The 6,000-nt window shown below is 43.6% G+C and carries 7 protein-coding genes; 2 read left to right on the plus strand and 5 right to left on the minus strand.

Annotation, left to right across the window (positions count from 1 at the left end):
- Positions 1-102: 102 nt before the first annotated feature.
- Positions 103-804: a gamma-glutamyl-gamma-aminobutyrate hydrolase family protein gene (locus JZO70_RS22070; RefSeq protein ID WP_207675861.1), complete on the minus strand. Its 702-nt coding sequence runs from the start codon at positions 802-804 to the stop codon at positions 103-105.
- 132 nt (positions 805-936) lie between these two features.
- Between JZO70_RS22070 and JZO70_RS22075 the strand changes: the two genes are divergently transcribed.
- Positions 937-2,589, plus strand: a complete 1,653-nt coding sequence (locus JZO70_RS22075) for a MutS-related protein (protein ID WP_207675862.1) — start codon at positions 937-939, stop codon at positions 2,587-2,589.
- 50 nt (positions 2,590-2,639) lie between these two features.
- On the opposite strand, the gene JZO70_RS22080 is transcribed toward JZO70_RS22075, so the two are convergent.
- Together JZO70_RS22080 and JZO70_RS22085 are read right to left on the minus strand one after the other, a co-directional pair.
- A complete protein-coding gene (locus JZO70_RS22080) occupies positions 2,640-3,107 on the minus strand; it encodes a helix-turn-helix domain-containing protein (protein ID WP_207675863.1) in 468 nt (155 codons plus the stop codon).
- A 165-nt stretch (positions 3,108-3,272) separates the two neighbouring features.
- Positions 3,273-4,220 carry a sugar-binding transcriptional regulator gene (locus JZO70_RS22085; protein WP_207675864.1) on the minus strand — a complete coding sequence of 316 codons (948 nt, stop codon included), beginning with the start codon at positions 4,218-4,220 and terminating at the stop codon, positions 3,273-3,275.
- Positions 4,221-4,503: 283 nt separating this feature from the next.
- Here JZO70_RS22085 and ndk point away from each other — a divergent pair, with 283 nt between their 5' ends.
- Entirely contained in the window at positions 4,504-4,902 is a 399-nt protein-coding gene (ndk, locus tag JZO70_RS22090) for a nucleoside-diphosphate kinase (protein WP_207675865.1), read from the plus strand.
- 128 nt (positions 4,903-5,030) lie between these two features.
- On the opposite strand, the gene JZO70_RS22095 is transcribed toward ndk, so the two are convergent.
- Positions 5,031-5,273: a hypothetical protein gene (locus tag JZO70_RS22095; protein WP_207675866.1), complete on the minus strand. Its 243-nt coding sequence runs from the start codon at positions 5,271-5,273 to the stop codon at positions 5,031-5,033.
- Positions 5,274-5,338: 65 nt separating this feature from the next.
- Positions 5,339-5,884 (minus strand): helix-turn-helix domain-containing protein, encoded by a 546-nt coding sequence (locus tag JZO70_RS22100; RefSeq protein ID WP_207675867.1) that lies wholly within the window; start codon positions 5,882-5,884, stop codon positions 5,339-5,341.
- Positions 5,885-6,000 lie beyond the last annotated feature (116 nt).

Consider the following 6,000-nt stretch of genomic DNA (forward strand, 5'->3'; position numbering starts at 1 on the left):
ATCAACAATGTTAGAATCTTTTCATTTGTGAAAAGGTTCTATTTTCTCTACTGCTCAAAAAAGCAGGATAAGCCACTTGATTCGTGACTTATCCTGCTGATTCTAATAACAATGGGCTAAAAACATTTGAATCAATCGTTGATTTTCCCGTGTATCGGAAGCGAAAAATTCTGGGTGCCACTGGACTCCCAGCACAAATTGATTCTCATCTAAATAAATACCTTCCACTAATCCGTCCTCGGAAATTGCGGTAACCGTCAGCTTTTCACCCACATCCTTGATCCCTTGATGATGGTAGCTGTTGACGCTTAAGCTGGATTGGTCAAGAATATCTGCCAGCATCGTGCCTTCTACTAATTGGACTTCGTGCTGCCCTTTGTCATAAGGCGGCTTCATTTGATGGTTGGTTTCAGTCGGACGTTCGGTGGGCAGGTCTTGATACAGCGTTCCGCCGCTGACCACATTTAGCAGCTGCGCGCCGCGGCAAATTCCTAAGATTGGCGTATCCTCTTCTAACGCTTTTTCCATGCAATAAATTTCCATCGTGTCCCGCACTTGATGGGTTTCGCCGCAAACTACGAGTTTTTCGGCGCCGTATAGCTCAGGGGAAATATCCTGTCCGCCGGTAAACAGGAAGCCCTGACAGGTTTCCAGGAAATAATCTAAGGTATCAAAATTGTCCGTCAACGGTAAAATCATGGGAATTCCACCGTTTGCTTCAATTAAACCCACGTAGCCTGGCAGCATCCAGATACTTTCTTTTTTGCGATCATATAACGGCATAATGCCAATAATTGGTTTCATCGGTTGCCTCCTGTATTTTTTATCTTTCTATTGTAAAGCAAGCAAGAATATTTGTATAGGCGCAATCGGCTCTTTTCATTAGAGGGAACTTGTTCTATGATAAAAGAAACAATCATAGATGGGAGTCTCCATATGAATGAAGTAATCATTGTCGCAGGGTTTATCCTAGTGATTATCCTGGTTTTCGTTGCCCTTGATTTTTGGTCGAAAACAAAACTGAAACGAAGTATCCGGGATGCTTGGGGAAAATTGCCAGAATATCCCATCAACGATCGTGAAGATAGTCTAATCACTGCTTGGGAAATCACCAAAGAGCTGCAGGAGTGGGACAGTGAAATCGACGACGCCACTTGGTACGATTTGGATATGTATGATATTTTCCAGCAAATAAACTCGACTTATTCCAGTATTGGTTCGGAAAGCTTGTACCAGCGCCTGCGCAGCTTTAATTTTCAGCAGGATGATTTGGAGGAATTGATTGAATTTTTTGACGATCAGCCAGAGCTGCGGCAAAAGGTGCAGTATCAGTTTGCCCGTTTAGGCAAGCTGGACAACAATTTGATTAAAAACTATTTGTTAGCGGAAAACAATTTTTCCAATCCTGGGAGTTTTTGGCTTTATTTAGTTTTAGGGTTGCTGCCGTTAATTGGGCTGGTGGTGGCCGCCTTTGCCCCTTCTGTCGGCATCTTGATTTTTGTTTTTTCCCTGTGTTTGAATACGATTGTCTCGATGGTGAAAAAAAGCACCCTGGATCGCGAGCTTACCAGCATGCGCTATTTGGTTCAGTCCTTTTATACGGCTAAGAAGCTGAAAACTTTTCCGCTGCCTAATCAGGTGGAGCTTTCCAGCGCACTGGCTCCCTTGAAACGTATTACTCGTTTTGGCTTTGCCTTTAAGGGCAGCGGCGGCACGGAGGCCGATGTGATTGTGGAAACCTTAATGATGAGCTTGATGATTCCTTTTATTTCTTATCATTTTGTGCAGCGAAAACTAGGCAAGCACAAGGAAGCGGCAATCCATTTGTGGCAAGCGATGGGGGATTTGGAAGCGGCACTGGCGATTTTGAATTACCGGACTGCGCTAGAAGAAACCTGTCTGCCGGAATTTCGCCCTGGGGGATTGGTTGCGGAGGACTGTTACCACCCATTGGTTAGCGAACCGGTCACGAATCCGGTAGAGTGGAACAAAAATACTTTGATCTCCGGCTCCAATGCTTCCGGTAAATCGACCTATGTCAAAGGAATCGCGATTAATTGTATTTTGGCTCAAACCATCAATACTGCACTGGCTAGTCGATTTCAGATGGAGCCGGGCCATGTGCTGACCTCGATGGCGGTGGAGGATAATGTGATTGAAGGTGATAGTTATTTTATCGCCGAGATTAAGTCGATCAAGCGGTTATTAAATCAAGTCGCTACGAAAGAACGCTGCTATTGCTTCATTGATGAAATTTTGCGAGGCACTAATACGGTGGAACGGATTGCTGCTTCCGCCAGCATTTTACATTGGCTGAAGGATTATCCTAGTCTGGCCTTTGTGGCAACTCATGATATTGAATTAACCGAGATTTTGAAATACGAATGCCATAATTTGCATTTTTCCGAGCGGATTACTCATGAAGAAGGGATCGCCTTTGATTATTTAGTTAAAGAAGGACCGACGACAACTCGAAATGCCTTGCGTTTGTTGGAAATTATGGATTATCCTGAGTCGATTACTAAGCTGGCCCAACAAGAGCTGGCGGATTTTGAAAATGATCGCAGCTGGAATGTACTGCAGCCGTAAATTTAGAACCACAAAGCCGTGATCTCTTTATGAGCCACGGCTTTTTCGAGTTACGAATATTTTTTCCAATTGAGGAAAATGGTGATGGATATAACCAGCAGGCTGCTGCAAGCCAGAATCGTTTTGCCCAGCATGACATGTCCTTCACCGTAATCCGGGAACATGACGTATTTGCTGATGATGGCGACGGCAAGGATCATAATTAGCGCAATAATGCTGCTAACAATCGTAAACTGGCGATTTTTGGTTTTGGTTTGCTGATCCAAAATCCTCTTTTGTTCTCGTTCCAGCATGGAGGTCTTTAAAACTAGTTCGTCGGTTTCGCTAGGCTGCAACAAGTAATCAGTGGTGACGTCAAAAATATTAGCCAGCTTGGTAATTTTGTCCAGCTCTGGGGTGGAATGACCAGACTCCCACTTGGACACCGATTGGCGGGATACCCCCAATTGTTCTCCTAGTTCATCCTGCGATAACCCTTTTGATTTTCTTAGCTTCAAAATTTTTTCTGATAAGTCCATTTTCCTCACTCCTTTTCTATAAGAAAAGTATACCGATCCGAGAAAAACAGTGCTACCGACTAAAGTTGGAACTTTGTCGCCTGCTGGTTGACATTGGTTGCATTGCTGCTTAAACAACAAAAACACGATCGAATCTCAGAAAACAGAATCGATCGCGTTTTTTTATCATTGCTCAACTAAATCGCGAGCTGTTTTTTCATCGGTGATTAGTACATCCACCAGATTGCCTTTTAGGGCTGCCCGAATCCCTTCAACTTTTTCTTTCCCACCAGATACCGCAATTTTGCGGGGTACTTTTTTTAAGCGTTCCAAGTCAATTGCCAATACCCGTTTATTCCAAGAACAGTCCGCCAGCTGTCCAGAATGATTAATAAAATTGTAGCAAATATCGCCGGCGATCTTGTCTTGGGAATATTCCGAGTCGACATTTACTTGATCCGACAAATAGGCGTCCGTCAAGGTGGAGTAAATCGGAATACCGCCGATGCCCACTAAAGCGATGTCAGCGGACTCCCCTTCGTCGAATACATTTTTAATGAAGGATTGCTTCATAAAGACCGGCTTGGCTTCTGGCTCATCCACGGTAATCGGCGCATGCAAGTCTACCGCGTGTCCGCCGCAACGGGATGCGAACAGTTCACAAACCCGGGTAGATTGAATGGTAATATGCTCCATCCCCATTCCGCCCACTAATGGAACAAAGCTGACATTGGTCATTTGGCTTTGCTTAGGAAAATTAGCCGCTGCTTCATGAACCGTCGTTCCAGCGGAAACACTAATGGTATACCAGGGTTTAATGATGCGGGCCAAATATTTTGCTGCCGCAATCCCTAATAATTTATTTTGCAGCCCGCGCCCGGCCGACTCGATGCAAATCACATCCTCCAGCCCAAATTTTTCCTGCAGCTGTTCCTCCAGCGCTCGATAAGGACTGGCGTATTCGTCGTGGATGGTGATCTCCACGATACCTTCTTCTCGTGAGCGGACTAAATATTTTGAAACCAGTGATCGACTGATATTGACCCTTTTGGCAATTTCTTCCTGCTTCAATCCTTGTTCATAATACAAGGAGGCAATTTCTACTAATAATCGCTTGTCATCTGCTAAGCTCATTTGGATTCCCCCATTAATTTTTACAAACCCGATCAGAAGGTTCAATTAAGAACCCTTGCTTATGGGTAACGGAAACTATTTAAGTCCTATATTAGCACAAAATCAACCTACTTCATAAAAAACTATTGAAGAATTATCTTCCAAGCAGTCCTAGCCAATCACTGACAGTATCTGGTAGAATAGGAAAGAACTTCGCGCTTTCTTGCGGTTTTGCAAACATTATAAAGTAAGCGCTTAACAAAGCAAGGAGTATCTATCTTAAACAAAATTGGAGGGGATTTATTTGGAACAAACATTAGTGATTATTAAACCAGACGGTGTTCGCCGCAAGCTGGTAGGTCGGATTATCCAGCGGTTTGAGGAGAAAAATTTAACGATTAAAGAAATGTATCAAGGGGTTATGACCGATAAAATTGCCCAAGAACACTACGCTCATTTGAAGGAAAAGCCGTTTTTTCCAAATTTGGTTGCTTATATGACCTCTGGGCCAGTCGTGTTTCTTCTATTAGAAGGAGCAGACGCCATCCCGTTGGTTCGCCAGATGCTAGGTGCCACCAATGTTTTGCAGGCAGTACCGGGAACCATCCGGGGTGACTTCGCCTGCAGCACGACAGAAAATCTGGTGCATGCCTCTGATAGTCCTGAAAATGCTGCGATCGAGATTCAGCGGTTTTTTGGGTAATTTCTCGCTCTTGACTCACTTGTTAAACAAATTAAGCCGGCAACCGGGAGTGCTCCACTCTCAGTTGTCAGCTTAATTTTTTAGAAGTAATTTTTCACTTCAAAGTCTCACCTGGAATCACCTGCAGCCTATTTTTGACGGAGCACTGCTTTGACCGCTGACGAAGCCCGAATCATCCCGTGAACCTTCACGCTTTCGATGGTTTGATTTGCTAATTCCGCGGTAACATCCTTCGAGACAATCAATATTCCCAGCATGCTGATTTTTGCTTTGCGGTTTCTAGCCTTCAGTTTTTCCAAATCCTTGCGTGTCAGTGTGACTAACCCCGAGTAGGCGATCAGCCTTGATTTATTGAAATCCATATTTCCCATGGTATTTCCTCCTCTATTGAACCTGCTAAATTTAGTGAGACTGTCATATGACGGCTGTGGGCGTCCTATTCATTTTCAATTGGTGGCGATACGATCGTGGCCAAGGTGTACAGCTTTTGATCATCGGATGTTTTAGTCATTGCCGGAGCCAGCACTTCCATGATCTTTTCGTTGTATTCGATTAGTTCTTCGGCGTTTGCATAGATTGGAAAGGCAGTAAAACTCGAGCCGTCTTCCGCAATATTAATGTCTTTCTGCTTGGCATATCCTTCGAATTTCTGGAGCAGGTTAAGCATAAAGGCACTAAACAGTTTGTAATAGGCTTCTCCGTCGTTGTTTTTGACGACCTGTTCATCCATGTGGGCGAATTCTTTGCTGATTGCATAGGTTTTTTCGACAACTGCCCGCACTTTTGTTTCTAAAACAACTTCCAGAATACCGGCGTTTTCCATACTTTTTAAAGCTCTATACAATGTGGCTTTAGGAATCTCACTATTGGCTTGATGTAATTCTTTTGGTGTGGCCGTCCCTTTGGTTTGCAACGTTAACAGCAGTTTCGTTTTTACTGGATTTTCAATACAATCCATTATTTGTTCCATTGCGATGAGCATGGAATCACTCCTTTAATAGTATCGTTTAGATAATAGTATCATATTGATACTATTTATTCAACTAACTTTCTTGAACTAACTCTCCATGGACATAATAAAAAGAGGCTGTGACATAA

Source organism: Candidatus Enterococcus moelleringii (genome assembly GCF_017377575.1).
GTDB lineage: Bacteria > Bacillota > Bacilli > Lactobacillales > Enterococcaceae > Enterococcus_A > Enterococcus_A moelleringii.